Annotated in this window: 25 protein-coding genes; 3 read left to right on the top strand and 22 right to left on the bottom strand. The window is 61.3% G+C overall.

The window, feature by feature from the left end; translation table 11 throughout:
* Positions 1 to 165: 165 nt before the first annotated feature.
* From LKX83_RS28610 to LKX83_RS28600, 3 genes are all read right to left on the bottom strand, one after another.
* On the bottom strand, positions 166 to 1,419 hold the full coding sequence (locus LKX83_RS28610; protein ID WP_227886272.1) for an MFS transporter: 1,254 nt from the start codon (positions 1,417 to 1,419) through the stop codon (positions 166 to 168).
* A 606-nt stretch (positions 1,420 to 2,025) separates the two neighbouring features.
* The gene (locus tag LKX83_RS28605) at positions 2,026 to 2,886 is read right to left on the bottom strand and encodes a TrmH family RNA methyltransferase (protein ID WP_227886256.1); all 861 of its coding nucleotides are present in this window, start codon (positions 2,884 to 2,886) and stop codon (positions 2,026 to 2,028) included.
* The gene (locus LKX83_RS28600; RefSeq protein WP_227886255.1) at positions 2,879 to 3,595 is read right to left on the bottom strand and encodes a potassium channel family protein; all 717 of its coding nucleotides are present in this window, start codon (positions 3,593 to 3,595) and stop codon (positions 2,879 to 2,881) included. The genes LKX83_RS28605 and LKX83_RS28600 overlap by 8 nt, the downstream gene beginning before the upstream one ends.
* Positions 3,596 to 3,686: 91 nt before the next feature.
* Here LKX83_RS28600 and sspI point away from each other — a divergent pair, with 91 nt between their 5' ends.
* Positions 3,687 to 3,917 carry a small acid-soluble spore protein SspI gene (sspI, locus tag LKX83_RS28595; RefSeq protein ID WP_227886254.1) on the top strand — a complete coding sequence of 77 codons (231 nt, stop codon included), beginning with the start codon at positions 3,687 to 3,689 and terminating at the stop codon, positions 3,915 to 3,917.
* Here the strand turns inward: sspI and LKX83_RS28590 are convergent.
* The 11 genes from LKX83_RS28590 to zwf form a co-directional block, all read right to left on the bottom strand.
* A complete protein-coding gene (locus LKX83_RS28590; protein WP_227886253.1) occupies positions 3,914 to 5,086 on the bottom strand; it encodes an alpha-D-ribose 1-methylphosphonate 5-triphosphate diphosphatase in 1,173 nt (390 codons plus the stop codon). The two genes, sspI and LKX83_RS28590, sit on opposite strands and share 4 nt — an antisense overlap.
* 78 nt (positions 5,087 to 5,164) lie before the next feature.
* On the bottom strand, positions 5,165 to 6,256 hold the full coding sequence (locus LKX83_RS28585; protein ID WP_227886252.1) for a Gfo/Idh/MocA family protein: 1,092 nt from the start codon (positions 6,254 to 6,256) through the stop codon (positions 5,165 to 5,167).
* A gap of 186 nt (positions 6,257 to 6,442) precedes the next feature.
* Positions 6,443 to 8,029 (bottom strand): peptide chain release factor 3, encoded by a 1,587-nt coding sequence (locus LKX83_RS28580; protein ID WP_227886251.1) that lies wholly within the window; start codon positions 8,027 to 8,029, stop codon positions 6,443 to 6,445.
* Between the two features lie 347 nt (positions 8,030 to 8,376).
* Positions 8,377 to 9,906, bottom strand: coding sequence for an MDR family MFS transporter (locus LKX83_RS28575; RefSeq protein ID WP_227886250.1), 1,530 nt, complete (start codon positions 9,904 to 9,906; stop codon positions 8,377 to 8,379).
* A gap of 19 nt (positions 9,907 to 9,925) precedes the next feature.
* Entirely contained in the window at positions 9,926 to 11,506 is a 1,581-nt protein-coding gene (locus LKX83_RS28570; protein WP_227886249.1) for an MDR family MFS transporter, read from the bottom strand.
* A gap of 136 nt (positions 11,507 to 11,642) precedes the next feature.
* Positions 11,643 to 13,181, bottom strand: a complete 1,539-nt coding sequence (locus tag LKX83_RS28565) for an MDR family MFS transporter (protein WP_227886248.1) — start codon at positions 13,179 to 13,181, stop codon at positions 11,643 to 11,645.
* An 87-nt stretch (positions 13,182 to 13,268) separates the two neighbouring features.
* A complete protein-coding gene (locus LKX83_RS28560) occupies positions 13,269 to 13,937 on the bottom strand; it encodes a hypothetical protein (protein ID WP_227886247.1) in 669 nt (222 codons plus the stop codon).
* Positions 13,934 to 14,572, bottom strand: coding sequence for a hypothetical protein (locus tag LKX83_RS28555; protein ID WP_227886246.1), 639 nt, complete (start codon positions 14,570 to 14,572; stop codon positions 13,934 to 13,936). Before LKX83_RS28555 ends, LKX83_RS28560 begins: the two co-directional genes overlap by 4 nt.
* 12 nt (positions 14,573 to 14,584) lie before the next feature.
* On the bottom strand, positions 14,585 to 15,214 hold the full coding sequence (locus LKX83_RS28550) for a YhbD family protein (RefSeq protein WP_227886245.1): 630 nt from the start codon (positions 15,212 to 15,214) through the stop codon (positions 14,585 to 14,587).
* Positions 15,215 to 15,419: 205 nt separating this feature from the next.
* The gene (locus LKX83_RS28545) at positions 15,420 to 16,043 is read right to left on the bottom strand and encodes a cyclase family protein (protein WP_227886244.1); all 624 of its coding nucleotides are present in this window, start codon (positions 16,041 to 16,043) and stop codon (positions 15,420 to 15,422) included.
* A 27-nt stretch (positions 16,044 to 16,070) separates the two neighbouring features.
* A complete protein-coding gene (gene zwf / locus LKX83_RS28540; protein ID WP_227886243.1) occupies positions 16,071 to 17,624 on the bottom strand; it encodes a glucose-6-phosphate dehydrogenase in 1,554 nt (517 codons plus the stop codon).
* Between the two features lie 367 nt (positions 17,625 to 17,991).
* On the opposite strand from zwf, the gene LKX83_RS28535 reads away from it, so the two are divergent.
* Entirely contained in the window at positions 17,992 to 18,510 is a 519-nt protein-coding gene (locus LKX83_RS28535) for a hypothetical protein (RefSeq protein WP_227886242.1), read from the top strand.
* Between the two features lie 85 nt (positions 18,511 to 18,595).
* Here the strand turns inward: LKX83_RS28535 and LKX83_RS28530 are convergent, their stop codons facing one another.
* The 8 genes from LKX83_RS28530 to LKX83_RS28495 form a co-directional block, all read right to left on the bottom strand.
* The gene (locus LKX83_RS28530; protein WP_227886241.1) at positions 18,596 to 19,249 is read right to left on the bottom strand and encodes a response regulator; all 654 of its coding nucleotides are present in this window, start codon (positions 19,247 to 19,249) and stop codon (positions 18,596 to 18,598) included.
* A complete protein-coding gene (locus LKX83_RS28525) occupies positions 19,209 to 20,276 on the bottom strand; it encodes a sensor histidine kinase (protein ID WP_227886240.1) in 1,068 nt (355 codons plus the stop codon). The genes LKX83_RS28530 and LKX83_RS28525 overlap by 41 nt, the downstream gene beginning before the upstream one ends.
* A 12-nt stretch (positions 20,277 to 20,288) precedes the next feature.
* On the bottom strand, positions 20,289 to 20,930 hold the full coding sequence (liaF, locus tag LKX83_RS28520) for a cell wall-active antibiotics response protein LiaF (protein ID WP_227886239.1): 642 nt from the start codon (positions 20,928 to 20,930) through the stop codon (positions 20,289 to 20,291).
* Between the two features lie 171 nt (positions 20,931 to 21,101).
* The gene (locus LKX83_RS28515) at positions 21,102 to 21,788 is read right to left on the bottom strand and encodes a PspA/IM30 family protein (RefSeq protein WP_227886238.1); all 687 of its coding nucleotides are present in this window, start codon (positions 21,786 to 21,788) and stop codon (positions 21,102 to 21,104) included.
* A gap of 3 nt (positions 21,789 to 21,791) precedes the next feature.
* Positions 21,792 to 22,295 carry a PspC domain-containing protein gene (locus LKX83_RS28510; protein WP_227886237.1) on the bottom strand — a complete coding sequence of 168 codons (504 nt, stop codon included), beginning with the start codon at positions 22,293 to 22,295 and terminating at the stop codon, positions 21,792 to 21,794.
* A gap of 3 nt (positions 22,296 to 22,298) precedes the next feature.
* On the bottom strand, positions 22,299 to 22,964 hold the full coding sequence (locus tag LKX83_RS28505; protein WP_227886236.1) for a PspA/IM30 family protein: 666 nt from the start codon (positions 22,962 to 22,964) through the stop codon (positions 22,299 to 22,301).
* Positions 22,965 to 22,982: 18 nt separating this feature from the next.
* A complete protein-coding gene (locus LKX83_RS28500) occupies positions 22,983 to 23,285 on the bottom strand; it encodes a LiaF transmembrane domain-containing protein (protein ID WP_227886235.1) in 303 nt (100 codons plus the stop codon).
* Positions 23,286 to 23,579: 294 nt separating this feature from the next.
* Positions 23,580 to 24,062, bottom strand: a complete 483-nt coding sequence (locus LKX83_RS28495) for an MEKHLA domain-containing protein (RefSeq protein ID WP_227886234.1) — start codon at positions 24,060 to 24,062, stop codon at positions 23,580 to 23,582.
* A 205-nt stretch (positions 24,063 to 24,267) separates the two neighbouring features.
* Between LKX83_RS28495 and LKX83_RS28490 the strand changes: the two genes are divergently transcribed.
* Positions 24,268 to 24,462 carry a DUF2188 domain-containing protein gene (locus tag LKX83_RS28490; protein ID WP_227886233.1) on the top strand — a complete coding sequence of 65 codons (195 nt, stop codon included), beginning with the start codon at positions 24,268 to 24,270 and terminating at the stop codon, positions 24,460 to 24,462.
* Positions 24,463 to 24,553: the final 91 nt, after the last annotated feature.

The raw sequence follows: 24,553 nt of genomic DNA, 5'->3' as shown, positions 1-24,553 counted from the left end.
GATCGTAAGCAACTATTCTTGTTCCATCCTATCACACGACCGGCTATATGGACTATCGGGATAAAAATATACACCGCCCTCCCGCGAATCGCGAGAGAGCGGTGCTTTTATCCGATGCCGTACAGCACAAGCGAGCTAGTGACATTCTCGAGGCGATTCGGCCGATTAAGCGACCGTTTCGGCCTCTTGGCGTTGCTCCGGCGCCCGTTGGCCCATGATGGCAATCATCGCCACACCGCCGATCAGGAACAGAATGCCCGCGCCCATATAGATGGAGACGAGGGAGAACGAATCCTTGAGCGAGCCGGCCACCGACATGGAGATGACCATCATGCCGACGAAGAGCGGGTTCAACACCCCGTTGACCCGGCCGACGATCGAGGCGTCCGACCATTTCAGGATCATCGTGCTGATCCCGATATGGATGCAAGGGAAGACGAGCCCGTTGATGAATTGAATGACCATCGTCAGCGGCACGCTCGTCGAATAGCCGACGATGATCGTGCAGATCGCTCCGGACAGCATCCCGATCGCCAACAGTAACTGTGGAGGGACGCGCTTGGCGAACATGGCGACGATGCCCCCGCCGATGAGCATGGCGGCCCCGCTCACCATGAGCAAATATTGCAGAAAGTCCTTCGATTGCTGAAGACGCTCCGTCACGATAAACAGCGTGAGCGCCTGCGTCACGCCTACGGCGAGACCGGCCAGGATAAAGGCGAGGCCCAGCATCCGCAGCACCTTGCTGTTCCACACGTAGCGGAAGCCTTCGGCGAACTCTTTGCGGAATTGTCCTTTGCCCTGCGCCCCGCGCGATTCCACCTTGTCCTTCGGCAGACGGACAAGGACGAGCGCGGACAGCAGAAACGCCACGCCCATGACGGAGATCGAGTCCTCGAGCCCGAACTTGCTGTACGCGAAAGTACCGAGCATCGGACCGAGCACCATGAAGATCGCCATCAGCGATTGGAACAGCGCCATCCCTTGCTGCATCTGCTCCTCGGGGACGTGCTGCTTAAACAGCCGCATGCCGGAAGGCTGCGAAAATTGAGAAAGGATGGCCGAGATAAACGTCACGAGAAAGACGGATTTCCAGGAGCCGAAGTGAATCGTCAGCAGCACGGCAAAGACCGATACGGCGGATAGCAGATCGCACCAGATCATCGTCCGCCGGGGCCGCCAGCGGTCGGCGAACGTTCCGCCGATGAACGAAAAGACGAAGATGGGCGCGAACTCCGCCACGCTGATCAGCGAGATGGCGTACGGATCGTTGTTGGTCTTGTCCGCGACAAAGAGCAGGATGGCGAAGTTGCGCACCCAAATGCCGATTTGCAGCAGCACGTTGGAAAGAAGAATGGTCTGGAGGAAGCGGTTGCCGAACAGGCTCGGGCCCTTGGCGGCAGTCGTTGTCGTACCCAGTTCTAACACTCCTTTGAAAATGGTGTGGTCGCTTCGCGAAAAAGGCGAACCGACGTTCGATTGGCGGCTTTCCTAGAATAGCATGCAAGTCATTCGGTCATTTCTTCTGGATTGCGGAATTTGCGTAGTCGGCGGAGAGAAATGATGGGTGAACGCGGACGCGATTCACCGCTTCGAAAGGGCAGAATTTTATATTAGGGCAAACGAAGGCGATTTGTCTACCGGCATTTTTAAATAAACTCGTTTTTTCCCAATTCCCGTTTTTTCCTTTGCCGGATACGCCACTTTGAGGGGAGATCGTCGATTTTTCCGCACATCTCCGCACCGGACACGCCACTTCGAGAGGAGTTAGTCGATTTTTCCGCACATTTCCGCGCCGGACACGCTACTTCGAGGGGAGTTAGTCGATTTTTCCGCACATCTCCGTGCCGGACACGCTACTTCGAGGGGAGATAGTCGATTTTTCCGCGCATCTTAGCACCGGACACGCCTCTTTGAGGGGAGATAATCGATTTTTCCGCACATACCGGCAAGCAGATTGCAATGCGGATGAAAGAAAAAACGATATCGTCCGGCAGAGGGCCGGACGACATCGGTTTCGGCAAGTCAGGTCCCGCGGGACGGGGACGCGGACAACGATGGAGATGCCTGCGAAAGACGCTGGCGCTGGCACTCGAACAGCAGCACGGTCGCGGCCATCGCGACGTTAAGCGATTCGGCGCGGCCGCTCATCGGAATGATGACGGGACAATCGACCAAAGCTTCGATCGCGGGAGAAAGGCCGCTGCCTTCGTTGCCGAAAAGCAGCCAGACGCCCGGGGCCGCGAGGTCGCACGCATAAACGGACTGCTGCGCCTGCAAGCTCGTGCCGAACAACTTCGCGCCGCGGTTCCGGGCCTCGGGAAGCAGCGCGGTCAGCTCGGCTTCGACGATCGGCACGCGGAACAGCGTCCCCATCGTCGCGCGCAGCGTTTTGGCGTTGTACAGATCGGCCGTCCCCTTGCCGAGGACGACCGCAGCCGCACCGCTGGCGGCCGCGCTGCGAATGATCGTGCCGACGTTGCCGGGATCCTGGACCCCGTCCAGGACGACGACCGGTCCCTCGCGTTCCCCGTCCAAAAGGGCGGACTCGTCGGCGGGGCGTTTTACCGCGATCGCGAAGACCGGCTGCGGCGTCTCGGTCTCGCTGCATTTCAGGATAATATCCGGCGACACCGGAACCCACTCGGGACCTCCGGAGGCCCGCTCCAGCTCCGCGTAAGGGAGCAGCTCGTCCGGCAAGCCCAGGCCTTCGTCGAAAGCGACCGCCTCGAGAGGCCAACCGGCTTCGAGCGCTTCCTTGACCAAGTGGACGCCCTCGAGCTTGAATCGGCCTTCCTGGTTGCGGTACTTGCGTTCGGACAGCTTGGCCCAAGCTTTGACCCGCGGATTCTGCACGGAGGTCAAGGCGGGTTCCCAGTTACGCATACGCCTGCTCCAGCTTCGTGAGCTGCTCGTTGCGCCCGACGATCACGAGGATATCCTCCTCGGTGATCGCTTGGTCCGCGCTCGGCGCGACGTTCATGTCGTTGCCGCGTTTGATGGCGAGGACGTTGCAGCCGTATTTGGCGCGAACGTCCAGCTGCTTCAGGTTTTTGCCGATCATCGAGGCCGGCACCCGGAGCTCGACGATGCTATAGTCGGTCGATAGCTCGATATGCTCCAGTATGTTCGGTGAAATCAAGTGGTGCGCGACGCGCAGTCCCATATCCCGCTCCGGGAACACGACCTTGTCCGCGCCGATCTTGTTCAGCACCTTGCCGTGCAGCTCGTTTTGCGCTTTGACGATCAGCTTGGGAACGCCCAAGTCTTTCAGAATCAAAGTGGTCAGAATGCTGGCTTGAATATCCTGACCGATCGCGACGACGACGACGTCGAAGTTGCGGACGCCCAGCGCCCGCATCGCCTCTTCGTCGGTGGAATCCGCCGATACCGCGTGGGTGACGGTATTGGCGACATCCTGGACGCGTTCTTCATCCTCGTCGATGGCGAGCACCTCGTAGCCCATTTGGGACAAAAAAGTGGCGACGCTCGAGCCGAACCGGCCGAGGCCGATAATCGCAAATTGTTTTTTGGGCATGTGCGACGGTTGCTCCTTCCTCTTCCCGTATCCGCTATGATTCCCATTATAACACAAGACGCTTCCGGGATAACCGGAAGCGCGGCGGGGGAATCTAGATCGGACTGCAAGACTGCAATACGTTGATCATGCGAAGGGGGACACCTGTATGAAGACGGTCACGCTGCGCGAAGCGATCATCATGCGCGTGCAGGGCAAAAGCGAGCAAGACATTCGGGAAGTGATCGAGGATTCGGTCGGCAATGCGGAAGTAACGCTGCCCGGTCTGGGCGTCCTGTTCGAGATCATCTGGACGCACAGCGATCCCGGGCTGCAGGGGCAGATGATCGCCACCCTGCACGGACAGCTCCCGCAGGAGGCACCGTCCGCGGAAGCTTAAGCCGTGTAATCCCCGGTAGCCAACACGATCGTGCCGTTCACGATTGTGTGGGTCGCGACCGGGCAATCTCCGATTTTGCGAACGAGGAGCACGTCCGCCAGCTTGCCCGGCTCCAGTGAGCCGAGCTCGCCGTCCCGGCCAAGCGCGCGGGCGGGCGCCAGCGTCGCCATCCGAACGGCATCGGCTAGGGCGACGCCTTCCCGCTCCAGCACGAAGATCGCCTGCAGCAGCGAGGCCGGATGATAATCGGAGCAGACGATCGCCGCCGACCCTTGGCGAATCGCTTCGAGCGCGGATAAGTTATGATCATGCGACCCGCCCCGGACGATGTTCGGGGCGCCTACGCATACTTGCAGCCCCTGATTCGTAGCGTACGACGCCGTCTCGAGGTTCAACGGAAACTCGGATACGCCCGCGCCGAGTGCCATCGAATGATTCACCTGTTCGACCGTATCGTCGTCGTGCGAGGCGACGGCGATGCCGCTGCGCCGGGCCTTGCCGGTCAGCGCGTGGAGCTTGGACCAGTCGATCCGCCTGCGCCGCTCCTGCAGCTCCTCGATAATGCGCGCGCACTCCTCCGCATCGACGCCCTGGTTCTTCATCACATAACGCTCGAAAGCGCCCGGGCGTTTGTACTGGCCCTGTCCCGGCGCGTGATCCATGAGCGAGAGATAGTCGATCATCCCCTGCTCGATGAGTCGTTCGGCCAGCCCGAAGCCGGTTAAATGCGACACTTCATAACGCAAATGAACGCCGTGGCGAATCATAGCCCGCTCTTGCGAGCAGCGATGAATCGTCTCCACCATGTCCGCGACCAGATGCTCTCCCCGCAGGCTGAGCCCGACGCCTAGCGACAGCGAGTGGAACATGGAGGTGATGCCGTGGCCCGCCAGCTTGCGTTCAAACTGCAGAAACGCCATCGCAAGCGGGAACAGCGTATTGGGCCGCGGCTCCGCTTCCTTCTCGATCGTATCGCAATGGATATCGACGAGACCCGGAAGCACGTATGCCCCTTCCGCCTCCAGGACGCGATCCTCGGGCCGCGCCCACTCGCGCGCCCCGTCCGTCGCGATGGCGGCGATCCGGCCGTCCGCCAAGAGCAGATCGGCCGTCCGCGCTTCGTCCGGCAGGACGACGGTTCCTCCCCGTATGATGAGCCGGCTGGACATCCCCATTCTCCTTTACCTTGCGATGTTACCTGCATTGTCACCCTAGTATTCCACATCGGGCGCCAATCGGCAAATCGCTTAGGCGCCGAAGCCTCCCGTAGGCATGATTTCCGGACGCTGCGGAAAGTCCGACAGGAAGACGTGCTTGTCGCCCTCGGACGCATCGAGCAGGCCGTGCATGGCTTCGAGCACGTGGAAGGCAAGCTGTCCGGACGCGCGGTGCGGACGCCCTTCCCGGATGGCCCGCGCCATGTCGATGACGCCGATGCCCCGCATGTTGTCGTCGTATCCGAACGCGAGCGGCACTTCCTCCCAATCGCCGCCGGGCTTGCGGAGCAGCACCGGCCCGCCGAACGTATTCGGATCCGGCACGCGAAGCGTTCCTTCCGTCCCGTAGATTTCGATGTTCGGCAGCCCGCTGCCCCCGGCGATGTCGAAGCTGGTCACGAGCGTCGCAACGGCGCCGGACTTGAAGTCCAGCACGCCGGCGATATGGGTCGGCGTCTCCACCTTGACCTTGGTGCCGTACTTCGGCTGGCTCGTGATCGTCCGCTCCGGCGTCGGGATCGCCGCCGACGAGGTGACGCGGCGGATGCCGCCGAGCAGGAAGATGAAGGCGGTCAGATAGTAAGGGCCCATGTCAAACAGCGGTCCGCCGCCGACTTGGTAGAAAAACGCGGGATCGGGATGCCACGACTCCGGTCCGCTGCCCATCATGAAGCCGGTCGCCGCGATCGGACGCCCGATGGCGCCTTCGTCGATCAGCTTGCGGCACGTCTGGATGCTGCCGCCGAGGAACGTCTCCGGCGCGCAGGCGACGCGCAATCCTTTCTCCTCCGCCAACGCGACGACGCCGCGGCCTTCCTCCAGATTCACCGCCAGCGGCTTTTCCACGTACACATGCTTGCCCGCTTCGAGTGCCTGGCGGCAAACGCTGGCGTGGGAAGCCGGGATCGTCAAGTTCACGACGATGTCGACGTCGGGATCGGCCAGCAGCTCCTCCACGGAATACGCCTTCGGCACGCCGAACTCCCGAGCCCGGGCGCGGGCGCGCTCGAGGTCGATGTCCGCGCAGGCGATCACTTCCACGTCCGCCGACGCCGTCAGATTTTTCAAGTAGATCGCGCTGATATTGCCGCAGCCGATCAAGCCGATTCTGTTCTTCGCCATCTTTGCAACATCCTCTTTCGTATCGGAATGATGATGGAACGGGTAACGTTTTCATTATAACCCGAGCCGCGATTGCCGCGTTTGTCCTTTCCTTCTTCGATTTGGTCATTCTCGGTCCGAAACGCGCCAAAAAAACCGCCCCCGGATTTCTCCGGCGGGCGGCTTGGCTTGCGCCGGGCGTACGGCTTAAGGGGCCGTTTCCAGGAACGTCACGTCCGGCATGCGCTCGATTGCGGTGCGCATCGCGTATTCGTTTTCGAACAGCGCCACGTCGTTGTCGTTTTTGTCCTTGACGAGCGTGGAGTTGATCCGGAACTTCGTCGGATCGAGCTTGGACGCGACGACCCAACGGGCGAACTGGAACGACGTGCGCGCGAGCTGGATGTCGACGCCGTACTCGTTTTTCATCCGATACTCGAAGACGTCGAACTGCAGCTGGCCGACGACGCCGAGATACGTATCCTCGAACGGGCCGACCGAGCGGAACACCTGCACCATGCCCTCTTCCGTCAGCTGGTCCAGACCTTTTAAATATTGCTTTTGCTTCAGCGCGTTTTTCACCGATACTTTGGCGAAGATCTCCGGCGAGAACGTCGGCAGCTCGTCGAACGTCATGCTCGCGCTTTCGGCGAGGCTGTCCCCGATGCGGAAAATGCCCGGATCGAACAAGCCGATGATATCGCCCGGATAAGCGGTCTCGACGATATCCCGGTCCTGCGCGAGGAACTGCTGCGGCTGGGACAGCTTGATCTCCTTGCCGACCCGGACGTGGCGGACGGCCATGCCGCGCTGGAACTTGCCGGAGCAGATGCGGAGAAAGGCGATCCGGTCGCGGTGCGCGGGATTCATGTTGGCTTGAATTTTAAAAATGTAGCCGGAGAATTTCTCACTCTCGGGAGAGACTTCTCCTTCCGTCGTCTTGCGGGACGTCGGCGCGGGCGCGAGCTGGAGGAAGTTCTCGAGGAACGTCTGCACGCCGAAGTTGTTCACCGCGCTGCCGAAAAAGACCGGCGTCAGCTCGCCCGCCCGCACCTTTTCGTAATCGAACGGGTCGCCCGCGACGTCCAGCAGCTCCAGGTCCTGCGCAAGCTGGTCGGCGAGATAGTCGCCCGCCATCTCCCGGATGGCCGGATCGTTGTAGTCCGCGGCCGGACGAACCTCGATCGTGGAATGGTCGTTGCCCTGGAACAGCTCCACTTGCTTTTTCATCCGATCGTACACGCCGCACAGCTCGCGGCCCATGCCGATCGGCCAGTTCATCGGCACCGAGCGGATGCCGAGGACGCGCTCGATCTCTTCAAGCAGGTCGAACGGATTTTGCCCTTCGCGGTCGAGCTTGTTGATGAACGTGAAGATCGGAATGCCGCGTTTGCGGCACACCTGGAACAGCTTGATGGTCTGCGCCTCGACGCCTTTGGCGACGTCGATCAGCATGACCGCGCTGTCCGCGGCCGTCAGCGTGCGGTAGGTGTCTTCGCTGAAGTCTTGGTGGCCAGGCGTGTCGAGGATGTTCACGTGCTTGCCGGCGTACTGGAACTGCATGACGGACGAGGTGACGGAGATCCCCCGCTGCTTCTCGATCTCCATCCAGTCGCTCGTTGCGTGGCGCGCCGCTTTGCGCGCCTTGACGGAGCCGGCGGTATGGATCGCGCCGCCGAACAGCAGCAGCTTTTCGGTCAGCGTCGTTTTCCCCGCGTCGGGGTGGGAAATAATCGCGAAGGTGCGGCGCTTGGCCACTTCCTGCTGAAGTTCTTCGCGGACGGTTTGGCTCATGGATCACGGTTTCCCTTCTTCAAGTAAAAATGGCTTTGCCGTCTTCCCGGACGGCAATACGTTTTTATCGGAGGTGATACAGGAATGGATAGGCAAAAAACCTATGCATGCTGTATGACGAACAAAATGACAGCTTTCATTATAGCACAATACGCAAGCAAAAAAGGCTTCGTCATCGTCCCGGAGCGGAACCGAACGTTTTCATCGCATTAGGCGAAAGCGGCGGCGCGAAAAACGCCGCCCTTTCCCGACGGGAGGGCGGCGTCAAACGCGGCGAGTTTTACTATGCTTGCTGTGAAATCCGGCCCGCTCGCCGCACCGCGTCGGCCGGATGCCGCTCTAGCCTTCTACGAAACTGCCGCCTGCGCTTCCGGAGCACCCGCCTCCGCCTCCCGCTTTTTCAGCACCTCGTTCTTCATGAACCAGCAGATGAGGAACGCGGCGATGACGAAGACCAGCGCGATGCCGTAGATATGCTGGAAGGCGTGCGCGAACACCGCGCGCACGTCCTCCAGCAGCGACGGCGACAAGCCTTCCGGGATGCCTCCGGTCATGATATCATCCGACGTGCCGGCCGGGAATTGATCCTTCATCCCCTGAACGCCGGTCTTGATGTTGTTCGCCAGCAGGCTGCCGAAGATGCTGAGGCCGATCGTGGCGCCGAGCGACTGGAACAGCTGAACCGTCGATAGCGCGATGCCGCTGTCCGCTTTGTCGACGGACTCCTGTACGATCAAGTTGTCGCCCCCGAACAGCGCGCCCATGCCGATGCCGAGGATAAAGAAGCTGACGATTACATAGAGAACGGTAGTGCCGACGCCGAGCTGGGATAGCAGATAAAATCCGATGATCGGCAGGATAAACGAGACGATGAACAGCGTGCGATAGGGTACCTTCGTGATGATAAAGCCGTTCACGATGCTCGCCGGGATCGCGCCCGCCATGAAGGCGAGCATGAGATAGCCGGCCGCGGTCGGTGTCAGCCCCATGACGTTTTGAGCAAAGAACGGGAACGAAGCGATCCCGCCCATAATGCCGAGCATCAGGACGAAAACGAGCAGGGACAGCACGACGACCGTCCGGTTTTTGAACAGATGGAGCGGAATGATCGGCTCCGCTGCGCGCTTCTCGATCCGGACGAGCAGGCCGACGAGAAGCGCGGAAAGCGCCAGCAGGCCGATAATGAGCGGCGACGACCACGACAGGCCTTGATTGTCGATCAGCACCGGCGCCAGCAGGAACGTGAGGAGCGCGAGCACGAGCGTCGCCGAGCCGGCCCAGTCGATCCGTTTCTTCTCCTCGCCGCGCGTCTCCCGCATGCCGGCCGCGATGACGGCGGCCGCGAGCAGGCCGACCGGAATGTTGATGAGAAATACCCAATGCCAGTTGACATGGCCGACCAGATAGCCGCCCACCGTAGGGCCCAACAGCTGCGGCAGGATCATGAGCGGACCGACGAGGCTTTGGATTTTGGCCCGCTGCTCCAGCTCGTAGGTGTCCCCCAGGATGACCATGGCGAGCGGCATGAGTCCGCCCGCTCCGATCCCCTGGATTCCCCGTCCGAGCAGCAGGATCGGCATGGAATGCGCCAGCCCGCTCACGATCGAGCCGGCCATGAACAGTGCCAGACAGGCCAGATAGACGCGCTTGCGGCCGTACAGGTCGGCTAGCTTGCCCAGGATCGGCATGAACAGCGTAACGGAGAGCATGTAGACGCCCGCTACCCAGCCGTACAGGGACAGGCCGTGCAATTGCTTGATGATGGTCGGCATCGCCGTCGATACGATCGTCTCGTCGAGCTCGGCGAAGATCAATCCGAGCATGAGCCCGATCAGGACGAGCACCTTGTTGTTTTTATTCGGAACCGCTGTGGTCATATTGCCTCCCCTATCTCTCTTAATGCATAGCGGACACGCTGCTCGCGGCTGCTGTCCCCTTCTCTTCCGGTTGGTCCGTCGACTTCTTCAGCATGCGATCCCCGCCCATGAATAGGCTGCAGGCGAATCCGATCGCGATCGCGATGATGCCCGTGAGGAATACGCCGGTCACCCCGTGCGAGAACGCCTTCTGCAGCTCCAGCAGCAAGTCGGCTGGAATCTTCGCGCGGGCGGCTTTGTCCAGCAGCGCCTGGGGATTCAGGAACGCCTTCAGTTGGTCGGCCGGCACGGAAGCGAACTTCTTCGCCACCGACGGCATCTCGGCGGTCAGCCTGTTCGTCATGACGACGCCCATGATGCTGACGCCGATCGTGCCCCCGATGGACCGGAAGAACTGCGGCAGCGAAGAGACGATGCCCCTCTGCTCCGGTCCGACCGCGCCGATGACCGCCGTATTCAGCGTCGGCATGATGAGCCCCATGCCGAGTCCCGCCAGAACCATGTACAGGCTGACTTGCAGGTTGGTCGTCTCCACGTCCATCGTTGCAAACAAGGCAAAGCCGGCGGCCATCAGGACCATGCCCGTAAGGATAAACGTCCGGTAGGAGAACCGGTCCAAGAACCGTCCGCCCACGACCGCGGTGAACACGACCGCCAGCATCATCGGCGTCAGGATATAGCCGGCGATGGACGCCTTCACGCCGATGACGCCCTGGACGAACAGCGGGATATAGGTGATGGCGCCGAACAGGCCGACGGTGCTGAAGAAGCCGACGAGCGACGCGACCGCGATCGTGCGTTTGCGGAACAGGTGCAGCGGGATGAGCGGCTCTTTGACTTTGGTCTGAATCCATAGGAACGCTGCGAGCAAGACGGCGCCGATCACGAACAGCCCGATGATCTGTCCGGAGCCCCAGGCATAGTGCGTGCCGGGAGATTCCGTATTGCCGCCGAGCACGAGCGCCAGCAGGATCGAGATGATCGAGCCGCTGAGCGTGATCGCCCCCAGCCAATCGATCGAACGCTTCTTCTTGCTTACGTTTTCGTGCAGCGCGATGCCCAAAATGACCATGGCCGCGATCCCGAACGGCAAGTTAATATAGAACACCCAATGCCAACTCAGATGATCGACGAACAAGCCGCCGATCGCAGGTCCGATGATGCTCGCGATCGTCATGACGCCGCCGAACATCCCCTGCATCTTGCCCCGCTGCTCGAGCGAGACGACATCGCCGATGATCGTGATGGCCAGCGGCATGAGCGCGCCCGCCCCCAGGCCCTGGATGCCCCGAAACGCGATCAGTTCCGTCATGTTTTGCGACAGCCCGCTGAGCGCGGAACCGAGGATGAACAGTCCCATCCCGATCATATACATCCGTTTGCGTCCGTACAGGTCCGCCAGCTTGCCGAAGATCGGCATGCTCGTCGTCGACGTCAGCATGTAGATGGAGAACACCCAACTGTAATACGTAAAACCGCCCAGGTCTTCCACGACGGTCGGCATCGCCGTCGCCATGATCGTTTGGTCGAGCGCGGACAACAGCATGCCCAGCATCAGCCCGACGATGACCAGAGGCAAATTGGTCTTTGATTGCGACATACGCCAGCTCCACTCCTTTTCTCTCCTTACAAGGACTGGTGCTAGCGTACGACGGATTTATGAACTCAATATGAACCGAATCTCCTCATTCTTCCAGCGCGCGCGTGCCGGCGACGACCAGCGTCTGCCGCTCGGCTTAGTGCCCTGCGCCCCAATCCGCCTTCGCGCCTTGTTCTCCCTTGGCCGGCAAGATCATGCGGGCTTTGCCCATGAAGGCGACCGCGATGAGCGCCAGCACGGCCGGCACCAGCGACCACATGAACATGTGCGCGATCGAAGACGACATCGCGTCGATGATCTTGTTCAGAATATCCGGAGGGATCGCCTTGCGTTTCTCCGGAGACAGCGTCTCCCGAATATCGCCGATCGGCGCCGCGCTCGCATCCCCGCCGCTGAACGCATCCGTCAGCTTGCCGGTCAGCGTATTCCGCTGCATGATGCCGAATATGGTCAGGCCGACCGTCATGCCCAGCGACCGCACGAACGACATGGTCGAGCTCGCCGAGCCCCGCTGCCGTGCGTCGAACTCGTGCATGCTGGACATCCCCAGCACGGAGAACGAGAAGCCGACGCCGACGCCCGTAATGATCATGTAGATGACCAGCGTCGTCTTGGACGTGTCCGGTGTAATCGTGGAGAGCAGCGCAGCCCCGAGGATGAGGATCAAGGCGGACGCAATCATGACGTTGCGGTAGGACGTCTTCATCGCGGCGAACGCGCCGATCTGCGATGAGAAGACCGAACCCAGCGTCAGCGGCAGCAGGATGAGCCCGGAATTCGTCGCCGACCCGCCTCCCACTCCTTGCACGAAGATCGGGATGTACATCGCGAACGTGATGAAGGCGGCGCCGTAAAAGAGTCCGGCCAGCGTCCCGAACGCGAACAGCCGCTTGCGGAACATGCCGTACGAGATGATGGGTTCGGCCGCTTTGGTCTCGACGAATAGGAAGACCGCAAGCAGGATGGCCGAGACCGAGAACAAGCCGATGATTGGCGTGGAATTCCAGGCATACTCATGGCCGCCGAGCTCCAAAGCGAACATCAGGCAGACGATGGCGCCGACGAGCGTCGCCGCCCCCCACCAGTCGATCCGCTGCTTTGCATGCTCGACCGACTCCCTGTAGAACAGCAGGATCAGTCCCAGCGCGACAAGACCGAGCGGCAGGTTGATGTAGAAGATCCATTGCCAGGCGATATGATCCGTGATATAGGCGCCGAGCAGCGGACCCGCCAGACTCGACGTGCCGAAGACGGCGCCGAAAATGCCGGACATCGCGCCCCGCTTCTCCGTCGGGACGACGTCGAACAGGATCGTGAACGCGACCGGGACGAGTGCCCCGCCGCCGATGCCCTGGATCGCGCGGTAGATGCTCAGCTCGACGATGCTGGTCGCCGTGCCGCACAGCACCGATCCGAGCAGGAAGACGATGATGCCGAAGACGAAGAACCGTTTGCGGCCGTACATATCCGACAGTTTGCCGAAAATCGGCATGCCCGCCATCTCGGTGACAAGATAAGCCGAGGTGACCCAGACGATCTTGTCGTAGCCTCCGAGATCGGAGACGATGGTCGCCATCGCCGTGCCGACGATCGTATTGTCGATCGCCGCCACGAAGATACCGAGCATGAGGGCGGCCAGCACGATGCCCATATGACTTTTGGCGTTACGCGCCATGCGATTGCACTCCTTTTTGATCTTGCTTTTGATAGGCCCGGCGGATGAACAGACCGAGGAAGGACTCCTTGCTGTACGTTTGTCCGGTTAAAGCTGGATTCGCTCTTGGACGTTGGAATGCCGGTCGACGCGCAGCTCCTGCCGGTATTCGATCCGGCCGATGCTGCACCCCGGTCCGACGATAACACGGTTGCCCCGGACGACGCCGGCCTCGGTATAATTCACCTCGACGACGTCGCCTTCGATGACGTCCGCTTCCAGCAGCGGCCCCCTCGTGCCGATGATTCCTTTGAGCGCCGCGAAGCGGCTCCTGCGAATGCGGATGGCGCCTCCGCCAATCTCCTGCGCGCGGCAAGGGCCGTACATGCTGAGCACGAGACTGCCGGCGTTCAGCAGTCCGCCGATCCGGAAGGCGCCGGACAGCTCCGCCTTCTCCAGCTCGCAATCGCCGTTCGTCTCCAGGTTGCCGTTGAACTTGAGTGCGTCTCCGCGCACCCCTTTTTGAACGTCTATGTTGCCCGTCCCCCGAATCTCTCCGCTGCGCAGCGCACCGGACACCTTGCATTCGCCGGTCAGCTTCAGCGTTTTCTCCACGCGAAGGCTGCCGGACACGTCGAGCTCTCCCACGCAGTTGATTTGCGTGCAATCCGCGTCGTTCGCCATCTCGCATTCCCCGATGAGCCGGACCTTGCCAAGAAGGCCGCCGATCGAGGAGGTCGTGCCCACCATGCGTAGATCGTTTCTCTTTCCTGTCATCCGAGCTTCTCCTCCTTTTCGATCTTGGCCGTCTTGTGCGTCTTCAGCTCCGTCCGGTATTCCACCCGGCCGATCGTGCAGCCTGGCCCGATCGTGACCCGATTGCCCCGCACGACGTCGGCGACCGTGTTCTCGAGATCGATATCGTCGCCTTCGATCAGCTCCGTCTGCAGCTCGGGCACGAGCTTGGGCATCATCCAGCGCCACAGCTTGCTGTTGCGGAACGTCGTCTGCCGGCGCACCCGGATCGACTCCCCGCCGATTTCCTTCACTTTGGACTGGGTTTGAAGCCAAATGTTGACCCTCCCCGCATTCAGCATCCCGTCAGTCGAAAAGCCCCCGACCGCCTCCAGCCGCTCCAACTCGCAATCGCCGGTCGCCTTGAACATGCCGTTCATGACGAAGTGTTCCCCGCCGATGCCGCCTTCGATATGAACGATGCCGTCGACGCGCATCTCATGGGCCTGCAGATGCCCGTAGACCTTCAGCTTGCCGTTGGCCTTGAATCGATCGGCTTGCAGATCGCCGGCAACCCTGCACACTCCGTCGATCAGCACGTCGCCGTATCTTCCCCCGGTCGCCTTGCCGACGCCGTTGATTTTCAGGTCCGGCCATTTTTGCGTTTCCGTCATCATGGATGGCCCCTCCTATCCCAATTTGCCGCGCAGCTGCTCGGCTATCTCCGTCATGGACAATCGCACGACCAGCTTCACGCCCGCGTCGTAATACACGTCGGACGGCGCCGAGGCGAGCGCGAACGTCGATACGCCCATCTTGCGCGCGAACAGCAGCTCGCACGGCTTGCCCTCGAACTTGGGCAGATGCTCGCGCAGCGTTTCGGCCAGCACGCCCGCTTCTTCCAATCCCAGCTCCCCGTCCTGCAGCAGACGATCTACGGCGAACAGCGTCAGCAGCTGCTCGAATGTGTACGATTCGCTGCCTTCCAGCTGCCCCCGCGTGCTGAACCGTTCGACGACCAATCTCGAAACAATGTTACGTTCCACTAGCTCATGATGCGCAACGGCCGTCTCGTACTGAAGGGGGGACAGCTTCCCCGCCAGCTCGTCGAGCGAGAGGTCTTCCTTCAAGTTGACGATCTTGTCGATCCGCGCGAGGATCAACTCTTTAGGGAAAAACGTCTCCTGCCCGGTAAACGTAGACTTGCGGACGAACCACTCTTCCGGAATGAGCTGCTTGCGTTTCCAGCGGTACAGCTGTCCGTACGAGATGCCCGTCAGCTCCAGCAGGTCCTTCTTGGAGATCAATTCTCGATCCATAGGGCTCACCTCTGAAGATAATGTAACATAACATTGTTACGATATAAAGAGGGTTGTTACGTTAAATTTAGGGGTTATTACGCGATTTATCGGGGGTTGTTACGCGGAATCGTAGGGTTGTTGCGAGACAAAGCGCAAAAAAGCCGCCGGCTCCGCCAAGAAGGGCGGAAACGGGCGACTCTCGAAACGGGCGGGAAGCCCTTGCTCAGTCTCCGATCAGCAGCGCGCGCGCAGGCGCGGCGTCGATGCCGGTCAGCTTCAGCGGCGCGACAACCAGATAATAATTGCCAGGCTCCACTTCGCGGAGCCGCAAGCCTTCGACGATAACGGCGCCGGCGCGCATCAGCGCGCGGTGCGTCGGAAACTCGTCCTGGGCGCGCTCGATGCCGAGCGCGTCGGTCCCGACGACCGCGACGCCGAGCTCCGCCAAATAGCGGGCCCCGTCTTCGCGGAGATAAACGAAGTCGTTCAAAAATGTCTCGCTGTACGAGCTGCTCGTCTTGAACAGAATGCGCTCGCCGCGCTGGATACGAAACGGCTCGAGGTCTTCCCGGGTGATGGCGTCCCGCAGCTGCGTCAGATCGAGCACCCGCGCGGGACCGACCAACCGGTCGAGCCCGATCGTCTCGATCGTCTCGCCGCCCGCGAGCATATGCAGAGGCGCGTCGACATGCGTGCCGCAATGCACGTCCATATCGAGACGGCTTTCGTGCGGCTTGCCTTGATCGTGATTGGTCACATTCGAGATCTTGGGCTTTTTCGGCGCCATGTCGTTCCATACCTGCATACTTTCTTCGATTGTCATGCTGATATCGTAGATGCGGAGCATTCTAGTCCCTCCTCGTTCAGGCCAACATCACTTGCCCGTATTCGACACCCAGATGACGTTGTCCTCGTCCTGTCCGTTGACCGGCCACCAGAAGTAGCCGTCCTCCTCCAGCAGCCGGTGCGCCTGCTCGGGGCCCCATGCGCCGGCGGGGTAGAACCTCAGATCTTCCGCACTCGTCCGCCAGGCGGCTGCGATCGGGTCGACCAGCTGCCAAGCGGCCGCGAGTTCGTCCCAGCGCGTGAAGTAGGTCGAGTCGCCGCGGGCGGCATCGAAGATCAGGCGCTCGTAGGCTTCCGGGGTGTTGATGCCGACCTGGCAGCTCTGGCAAAACTCCATCGCCACCGGCTGTACGGTCATTTCGTTGCCCGGCTTTTTGGCGTTGATCTTGATGTAAATGCCTTCCATCGGGTTGACGCGAATGACGAGCAGGTTCGGCTGCAGCTGCTGCTTGCGCGCGAAGAGCACATTGTTCGGCACGTTCTTGAACTCGATGACGATTTCTGTCGACTTGACCGGCAGGCGCTTGCCCGTCCGAACGTAGAACGGCACGCCGGCCCAACGGAAGTTGTCCACGAACAGACGCGCCGCGAAGAACGTCTCCGTCGTCGAATCGGCCGGGACGGAGTCTTCGCCGCGGTAGCCCTTGATGGCTTTGCCCTTCCGCTCGCCGTCCGCGTACTGGCCGCGAACGACGCGCTCCCGGACGTCGTCCGGCGCGGCGAAGCCCCGCAGGGAGCGCAGCACCTTGACCTTCTCGTCCCGGATGTCCTCCGGATCCAGCCGGCTCGGCGGCTCCATCGCGATCATCGTCAGCATCTGGAGCATATGGTTCTGGACCATGTCCCGGAGCGCGCCGGATTTATTGTAATAAGCGCCCCGCTCCTCGACGCCGACCGTCTCGGCGAGCGTGATCTGCACGTTGGCGATATGGTTGTTGTTCCACAGCGGCTCGAAAAAGGCGTTCGCGAAGCGGATGACCTCGATGTTCTGCACCATTTCCTTGCCCAGGTAGTGGTCGATGCGGAACACTTCGTCCTCGCGGAACACGTGCCGGATTTCCTCGTTCAGGCGCTCGGCGGACGGATAGTCGTAGCCGAACGGCTTCTCGATGACGAGGCGGTGCCAGCCGGCGCTCTCCAGCATGCCGCCGTCGCGCAGGTTGCGCGACACCGTGCCGAACAGCTCGGGCGCCAGCGCCAAATAGAACAGCCGGTTGCCCGGAATCTCGTAGCGGGCTTCGAGCTCCTCGGTCAGCGACTGAAGCTCGCGGAAGCCGTCCACGTTGCCGATGTCGAGCGAGTGGTAGGTAAACCGCTCGGCGAACTCGCGCCAAGCCTGCACTTCGTTCGGCTTGTAGCGGCAGAACTCCTGGATCGACTCGTAGACGTCGTCGCGGAATTGCTCGGCCGTGCGCGGCCGCCGCGCCAGGCCTACGATCGCGAAGCGCTCGCCGAGCTTGCCTTCGCGATAGAGGCTGTACAGCGCAGGGAACAGCTTGCGGCGGGCAAGGTCTCCCGTCGCCCCGAAAATGAAATAGACCGCGCCTTCGGCGGTGAGTTGTTCGATCGTTTTATCGGCCATGATCCTCAACTTTCTGTGGGAGAGAATGGGTCGGCGCCAGGCGCGCCGTCATCGGCTGTACCGCTTTAAAGCGGAGAGACAGGCCGATCTCATGTACTGTAGTTTATCACAATTGATCGGGCGACGCTACGCTTTTAGCGGCTTTTTCCAGGCCGCCGCCGGCAGGGGCCAGGAGCCTGTCGCGAGCCGCTTTTCTTCCGTATCATGCCCGATTTCGGCGTTTGATCCGTTCGATGAAGAAGGCGCGCTTCATAAGCTAAGTTAGGTACGCGAAACGACCTGTCCGGCGACGTGTTCAACGGACCGTTTGTCGGGTAAGGAAGGGTAAAGAACATCTTTGGGGGAAAAATCGAAGGAGGTTTGCCGGATGATCCCGCGCATCAACCGAATCGAACGCTATCGTCCCGTCTCGCGGATCGATCCCGTCTATCCGCTGTATCCGTTCCGGGAGGAGCCCGCCCCGCCGGAGCAGCCTCTTCATGTGCCCTCGGCACCGATGCGGGACGGTCGCCCCGCCGCCTGGGAGGGACCGCTGCGCAGCGCTGCGAAGGCCGCGTTTACAGTCGTCCGCCAAGCGATCGAAGTCCGGGAGGCCGCCGAGCGCGTCGCTTTGGCGGCGACGAACGAGGCGATGCTCGATCTGCAGGCGAAGGCGGAGCGCTTCCGGCAGCGGCTCGCGAAGGGGCGCGAGCTTCGGCTGGACGCCGAGCTGCCGGCCCGGCTGGACAAGGCGCTGACGCCGGCGGATTGGCGGGCGATCGCCGCGCCGTTCGCGGCGGAAGCCCCGGAGCATCTGCTTCCGATGCTTGCCGGGATCTACACGGCCGACCGGGGGTATCGGCCGCTGCAGGACGCCTCCGGCATGATCGTGGCCGAACGGGTATAGAGTCGTGCCGCTCCGGCCGGGTCCTAACCACCGCTTCCCGGCGGCGGCAGGGCAGCAAAAAGGGAGAGCCTACGTAGGCTCTCCCTTATTCGGCCAACCCGTTGCGATGGGCGTAGATGGCCGCCTGGGTGCGGTCCTCGACGCCGAGCTTGCCGAACATGTTCGTCAAATGATACTTGACCGTCTTGATGCCGATGAACAGCTCGTCGGCGATCTCTTGGTTCGATTTGCCTTGCGCGATAAGCTTTAGCACTTCCATCTCCCGCTCGGTCAGCTCCTCGTGGGGCTGCGCTTCGGCCTGCGCCGGCTTGCGGAATCGGTTCATCATTTTCGAAGCGACCTGCGACTCGAGCACCGATTGGCCCCGGGCGGCCGCGCGGATCGCGTCCGCAATCTCCGAGGCGCGCGAGGTCTTGAGCAAATAGCTGAATGCGCCCGCTTCGATGACGGGATACATCTTCTCGTCGTCCAGAAAGCTGGTCAGCACGATGACGCGGCATTCCGGCTGCGCTTCGAGCAGCCGCCGCGTCGTCTCGATGCCGTCCATCCCTTCCATGACGAGATCCATGAGCACCACTTCGGGCTCGTAGGCTTTGGCCAGCCGGAGTCCCTCCATGCCGTTGCCCGCTTCACCGACGACCTCGATGCCTTCTTCGGTTCCAAGCACGGCCGCGAGGCCGATCCTCACCATCTCGTGATCATCGACCAGCAGCACTCGGATCGGTTGTTGATCCGTCATCTTCCCACCCTCTCTCTTCCGTCAAGATCGGTACCCGAATTTCGATGCGCGTTCCTTTGCCCGGTGCGCTGGCCACGTTCAAGGAGCCCCCGAGCTCGGTTACGCGTTCTTCCATGCTGACAAGCCCGTACGAAGCCTGTTTCTTCGCTTGCACGTCGAAGCCGACGCCGTTGTCCCGGATCGCCAGCCTGACGGTCTCTCCACGCCTATGTAGGGCGATGTCCATCTTCGTCGCGCGGGCATGACGCAGCGTGTTGGACAGCGCTTCTTGCACCATCCGGAACAGATGGTTCTCCACGCCTTTGTTGAGCGGGAGATCGTCGTCCATATCGAGCGCGATATCGACGTCGACTTTGGCCTGCATTTCTTTGACGAGCTCCGGAATCGCCTGCGACAGCCGCTTGCCTTCCAGGTGAACCGGCCTTAGATGCAGCAACAACGCCCGCATTTCAGACTGGGCGACCGAGGACATCTCCTCGATCAGCTCGATCTGCCTGCGCGCGCGTTCGAAGTCTTGGTCCAGCGTCCGTCCGACGGCCGTCGCCGTCATCGAAATGGCGAACAGCTGCTGGCTGACGGCGTCGTGCAGTTCGCGAGCGAGCCGCTGGCGCTCCTCTACGACCGCGCTCATTCGCGCTTTGGCCGCGAGCTCCGTGTTGTTGGTGGACAACCGCTGCAGCGACGTAACCTGCTCCTCCCACTTGCGGCTGATCCGGTTGAGCTGCTCGGCCAAACGGCCGATCTCGTCCTTGCCCATCTGCGGCAGCGGCTGGATCGAGCTGCCGCGCTCCAGCATCAGCATCGTATCGCGCATCTGCTCGATGCGATTGCGGATCGGAAAGCTGCGGATCAGGCCGAAGGCCGCCCCCGCGACGATCAGCACCCCGACCGCCGTCAAGCCGAACGTGACGATGGACGACCACGACTCGAAGGGCGCCGCCAGTCCTTGGCTCTCCAGCAAATACACGACGATGACGCCGACGCCGAGGGAGAACAAGACGGCTTCGCCCATATGACGCCAAACCATGCCTATTCCCCCTTAGATCGGCCTGATTCTAATATTGCCTGCGAGATAAAACAATTGCAGTTTCACTTGGTAAGCCTGCTTGTCGTAATCCGGAGAGCGCCAGTCGATGCGGTGCATCATGCCGTTCTCCTGCTTCCCGTTCCACGCGACTTGCCCGACGAGGACGTTGGACTCGATCTGCAGGCCGTAGTCTTCCGGAACGATGAGATCGATGTCCCCGACGACGCCCTGGAGGACGATCGTCGTCTCCTTTTCCTCCGGCACCGCCCGGGAAAGGTCCATGCGTATTTCGCCGAACAGGTGCCAATACCCCATCGAATGCATGACCCAGCTGGGCTGGTCGAGCCGCAGATTCAGGATCGGCCGGTGCCTGCTGACATAGTTGCCTCTGGCGGGCGGTTTGGCTTTGAGGAAATAGATGGCAAGCGAGACCAGCACCAAGACGAGAACGAGACCGATGTTGTTCGCGACGAGAATGATGGCGCAAATCGCGATCAGCGCGACCGCGAGCCGGCTGCGATCGAAGCGATACCGGTCGATGCCGAGCCAGAGCAAAAGCACGGCATTCATCGTCGCGTATCCCGCCAGGCCCCCGAGCGCAAGATAAAGGCCGGCTGCGATGAGCACCATCGACGTTTTGGATAGATTCTTCATGTCAGCCGCACCTCCCGCTGCGCAATTTCCACCATCGTTTCCGGACGAACCGACGAAGCGGACATCCGTACGATCAAGCAAAGCCATAACGGATCCGAAGAGTCCGTTATGGCTCGAACACATCTTTGCTAGCATACCATACATCCCCCGATTCCGGGAATGCCCGCTTCCTTACTCTTCGTCGGCTTTCGGCGCGATCCGGCTCTTGAGCGCCGCGAGCTCCTGGTCGACGCGGAATGCCTTCTCGGGATCGACGGACGAAGCGGATACGGCTCCGAACGGCGTGCCCGGCAGACGGGCGACGTCGGCTTCGGCTTCCATCTGCATGATCTTCTCTTCCATCCGGTGGAACCCGCGGGACGCCGTGCCGCTCTCGATCGTGTGCAGGGAGCTGACTTGCGCCATTTGCTTGCGGGCCTTGGCCATTTGCGCACGGGCCGCGAGCTCGTTGCGCTTGTTGCGCAGCTTGTAGTACTCTTCCTTCATTTCATGGAGCTGCGAGGTCAACTCGGCGACTTGGGCGCTCGATTGCTCGTGCAGGCCGAGGAGCGTGTTCGCTTGGCCTTCGTAGTAGACCTTTTCTTCGAGGAGCTTGCGGGCAACGATCTCGTTGCCGTTCACCAGCGCTTGCTCGGCTTGGCCTACGCGTTCGGTGCTGATGCGCACCGCTTCGTCCAGGCGCTGCTTCAGACGTCTTTCGGCCGCCATTTGGCGTGCGACCGTCACTTCGGCGTCGCGGATCTCCGTCTCCATGTCGCGGAGATATTGGTTCAGCATGACGACCGGATCCTCCAGCTTATCCAGCAGTTCGTGAATCGAGGCCTTCGTCATATCCTTAACGCGTTGAAATACTCCCATTTGTCATTCTCCTTTCGATTGCTGTTCAAATTTGGTGATGCGGGCTTTCAGATCTTCGATTTCTTTCTTCAGCGCTTTTTTTTCGATGTCTTCCATCATCGCATCCAGCTCGGGGGCAGGGGCGTTGGCCGCCGCGGGCCGAGCGGCCGGACGTGCCGCGCTGGCCGGATCGTGGCCGCGAGGGCCGGACCAGGACGGCGGATTCGGATTCCATGCCGAGCCTGCGGGAGGCGTGTTCTGCTGCGGCGGAGGCGTCCAACCGCCCTGCGCGGGCCGCCAGCCGCCGGCCGTTCCGAACGGATCAGCCGAGAACGGACCGCCGTAAGGCTCTCGCGGAATGACGAATCCGGCGATGATGTAGACGAAGACGACGGAACCGGCCGAGAATACGGCGATGATGATGAGCAGGATGCGTAGCAGCGTCGCGTCGACGCCCAGGTATTCGGAGAGACCTCCGCATACGCCGAACAGCTTGCGGTCCCGCGTCGAGCGGTATAGTTTGCGCATCGATTACCCTCCTTGCTGCAGTTTGCGTTTCAGATTCTCCATCTCTCTCTCCACGACGTCCTGGACGACCGTGCCCGCCTGGTACAGCATCTCTTGTCCCATGCGGCGCAGGTCGCGCAGGCTCTTCGTCTCCAGCTCCAGATCCGTCAGCTGCTCATCGACTTTGCGCAGCATCTGGGAGGGATCCGTCGCGCCGGGACTGAAGCGTGCGTTCAGGCGCTGCTGGAGGCGAAGCGACTCCATCCGGGCGATGTAGAACTGGCGGCGGTCATAGACGTTGCGGTACTCGTCCCGCAGCTCCTGCAGCAGCTGCTCCAGTTCGAGCAATTCGCCGCGGCTTTGCTCATAGAGACTGCGATAGCGCTCGGCGCGTTCCGCATGCGCCACCTTGTCTTGCAGCGCGAGCTTCGCGGCGTTTTCTTCGCCCGCCTTCAGGGCCGTCAGCGCCTGCTGCTCGCGACGTTCCGTCCATTGCTCGGCGTCCTGCCACTGCCTCTTGAGCTGGTCGGTATGCGAAGCATATTGCCGATACAGCTGCTCGCACTGGCCGATCTCCTGGTGCGTCGACCACAGGAACTGATCGATGAGGCGGACCGGGTCATCCGATTTTTCCAGCCTCTCGTTCAACGTGGCCACCGTCATGTCGCGTACTCTTTTCATTACACTCATGCTTCGATCCTCCTTTGCTTACCAACGTCGGCTGCGTCTGGAATCGCCGCCGAGCATCGAGATGCCCAGCAGGATCAAGCCGATAACCGCGATCCAAAAGATGACGACGGACAGCTTGCCCAGCAGCATGAACGCTCCGATGATCCCGACGATGCCGCCGATCAAGCGGTAGCCGTTCCGCCAAGCCAACACCCCAACTCCGATGACCAGAATCGGAACCAGCAGGCCGATGAACCAGCCTACGACGTTGCCCAGCTTACCGAAGAGCAGCAATACGCCAATCACTATCAATACGACAGCCCATCCATTGTTCTTTTTCAATCGTCTCTCACCCCTTCACGGAATCCGTCTTTGTTTACCTCACAAACTCATTGTAAACGTTCCGCCCTTTCGACATAACGGACCAACGCACGTTTTTGATCCTAGACTGGAGTCGGGGCAGCCCACCGTCTAAGGTGCCGGACCGCCCGGACGCGCGTCCGAGCCGTGCCGGGACGGGCCGTTCCGGCGCGGTTTCTTCCTCCGAAAACGCCAATCCGGCGCCGCCTCGGGCGGTCGCCGGATCGATTTCGCGCAGACGCGTTTCAGAGCGCAATATGTCGAAGCGCGAGAAGGTCAGAGCGGTGTCCACCCCGGGAACATGGCCGCCTGTCCCATGTATGTCCCGTCCGCATCCGTCAGGTTCCAGATGACGGCCCGCTCGATGCGGAACCTCCGGCCGCTGCGGGATATCCGCACCCCTTGATATGCATCCGAGTACCCCTGGCGCCTTACCTCGTCCAGCAGGCGCTCCCGCTCCTCGCGATCCATCGGTTCCGCCGTGAGCCGCGACGGCATGGACGTGAACGTTTCCCAGTCCGTCTCCCAGAGCGCGAGCGCGGCCCGATTGCCGTAGTTCAGCACAGGGTCCTCCTCCGTCCCGTGCGACAGCAAGACGAACGGCGCCTCATTCAGTCGAGCCTCGAGCGACGCCGGGGCGCGCTCCTCGCTTCCGTCTACCGGCGCTTCCGGCAGCAGCGCGCACCCGGTTGCCCGCCGGTAGCTGTCCGTCAAAAGCAGGCCGTGCGCCTGCAGCCATTGTTCGTTACCGCGGTCCATGTCCGATCCCCCCATGCATAGCGTGATCCTCGCATCCCGGATGTCGTTGCCGTCCCGGATACGGCTTGATCTGACGATAACGCGAACGCGTCCGCGGCGTCAAGCTGCGCCCTGCCGCGTCCAGCGCGCCGTCCGTTTTGGTTTCACGCCTGGCGAAGTTGGACAAGAAAGTAGTAGCCGACGGTTGGAAGGGAGGAGAACCGCCATGCCTTGGACCAAAGACGACTATCCAGACTCGCTGCAAAACTTCATGGCACCGGTGCGCAACAAAGCGATCGAGATCGCCAACGCGCTGCTGGAGGAAGGCTACGGGGAAGGCAGAGCCATCGCCATCGCCACGGCGAAGGCCAAGGAGTGGGGCGAAGACCACCACAAGCAGATCCGCAAGAAAGGCCATTAACGGCAACATCGTTCTAGTGACGCAAAAACCCCATCTATAAGTCCAGCGGTATGATGTCAAGTCCCTGATTCAATCGAATTGGAAATTTTCT

It is taken from the genome of Cohnella baijiui (genome assembly GCF_020731285.1).
In the GTDB taxonomy this organism is placed as follows: domain Bacteria; phylum Bacillota; class Bacilli; order Paenibacillales; family Paenibacillaceae; genus Cohnella.
This window is presented reverse-complemented; position numbering and strand designations above follow the sequence as displayed.